This window comes from Herbaspirillum sp. B65 (genome assembly GCF_000333555.1).
Lineage (GTDB): Bacteria > Pseudomonadota > Gammaproteobacteria > Burkholderiales > Burkholderiaceae_D > Herbaspirillum > Herbaspirillum rubrisubalbicans.
Genome location: NZ_BADI01000590.1, coordinates 1 through 1704 on the forward strand (window position 1 = coordinate 1; position 1704 = coordinate 1704).

3 protein-coding genes are annotated in these 1704 nt (G+C 62.4%); 1 reads left to right on the plus strand and 2 read right to left on the minus strand.

The window, feature by feature from the left end; translation table 11 throughout:
* Nucleotides 1-441 (plus strand): pseudouridine synthase (locus I5W_RS14050; RefSeq protein ID WP_044529695.1); only part of this gene is annotated, 441 nt, incomplete at its 5' end.
* A 72-nt stretch (nucleotides 442-513) separates the two neighbouring features.
* Here I5W_RS14050 and I5W_RS14055 read toward each other — a convergent pair.
* Complete coding sequence (locus tag I5W_RS14055; protein WP_017451057.1) at nucleotides 514-999, minus strand: cyanophycin metabolism-associated DUF1854 family protein; 486 nt, start codon at nucleotides 997-999, stop codon at nucleotides 514-516.
* 4 nt (nucleotides 1000-1003) lie between these two features.
* Nucleotides 1004-1704: ABC transporter ATP-binding protein (locus I5W_RS14060; protein ID WP_148289111.1), on the minus strand; the 701-nt coding region annotated here is incomplete at its 5' end.

Below are 1704 nucleotides of genomic sequence, written 5' to 3' on the forward strand. Positions count from 1 at the left end.
GAGATGCGCTTCCACCCGCGCCAGCTGAAGAGCCTGGTGCCGGCCGGACGGCTGGACATCGATTCGGTGGGCCTGCTGGTGCTGACCCAGGATGGCCGCATCGCCAAGCAGTTGATCGGCGAGGATTCGGCGGTCGACAAGGAATACCTGGTGCGCGTGCAATACACTCGCCCCGGCAAGCTGCCCGAAGCCGATCTCAAGCGCTTGAACCACGGCCTCATCATGGATGGCAAGCCGCTGCGCCCGGCCAAGGTGGTGTGGCAGAACGAGGATCAGTTGCGCTTTACCCTGCGCGAAGGCAAGAAGCGCCAGATCCGTCGCATGTGCGACATGGTCGGCTTGAAGGTGATCGGCTTGAAGCGCGTGCGTATCGGCGGCGTGAAGCTCGGAGAACTGCCGACCGGACAGTGGCGTTATTTGCGGCCGGACGAAAAATTCTGATCGCGTTCGCCTGAATGAAGAAACGGCCCTGATTCACATCAGGGCCGTTGTCTTTTGCAGCGTGCGAAAGGATCAGAGGAAGCGATCCAGGATCTTGCGGCTGTGCTTGTCCAGCGCCTTCTGGTCGCGGATCAGGAATTGGATGCCATGGCTGTCGGCAATGAGCAGCGCCGGTGCCGCCAGGCGGCGGATGTCTTCCTCGCCCTTGAGCGTGAAGGTGGTGGTGCCACGCGTGGTCTGCACGGTCCAATCGCTGGGCGTGGCGAAGGTGGAGACGCTGACGATGCGCTGGATCTCGGGCATGAATTCGCGGCTGGCGAGTTCTTCCTCGATCAGGCGGCGCGTCGCGGCATCCACTTGGTCCAAGGTATCGATCCAGGCCAGCTCATGGCCATCGCTGCTGACCAGGGACAGCCCGCTTTCAGGCGATGTGATCGGAAATGCACGCACCGGAATGACGTGCTCGTGCGAGCCGCCCTGGGCGTCGGTCAACACCAGACGCCCGAAAGCATTGCGCGCCAAGGTGAAGTGTTGGGCAGAATTCATCGTGGTGCTCATGGCCTTATTCGCCCTTCTCTTCTTCGCTCACCGAGACCTCGGCTTCACCCTCAGGATTGCGCGCCTGGGCCTGGTAGAGCTTGTAGTAATGCCCTTCGCGGGCCATCAGTTCTTCGTGGTTGCCGACCTCGACCACCTGGCCACGGTCCAGCACCACCAGGCGATCGGCCTTGCGCAGCGTGGACAGGCGGTGGGCGATGGCAATCGTGGTACGGCCTTGCACCAGGTTGTCCAGCGCCTTCTGGATTTCCTTTTCGGTGGTGGTATCGACCGAGGAAGTGGCTTCATCCAAGATCAGGATGCGCGGATCGATCAGCAGCGCACGGGCAATCGAGATGCGCTGGCGCTCGCCGCCCGACAGCGCCTGGCCGCGCTCGCCCACCAGCGAGTCATAACCCTGCGGCAGGCGCAGGATGAATTCATGCGCATGGGCGGCACGGGCGGCGGCGATGATTTCTTCACGCGTGGCTTCCGGCTTGCCGTAGGCGATGTTCTCGGCAATGGTGCCGAAGAACAGGAAAGGCTCCTGCAGCACCAGGCCGATGTTGCGGCGATATTCGGAGATCGGCAGCGAACGGATGTCCACGCCGTCGATGCGGATCGCCCCTTCGGAGACATCGTAGAAGCGGCAGATCAGATTCACCATGGTCGATTTGCCCGAACCACTATGGCCGAACAGGCCGATCATCTCGCCCGGCGCAATGG

What these genes read in the sequence shown, in the direction of transcription:
- I5W_RS14055 (WP_017451057.1), bottom strand. Translation starts at nt 999, where the DNA reads ATGAGCACCACGATGAATTCTGCCCAACACTTCACCTTGGCGCGCAAT.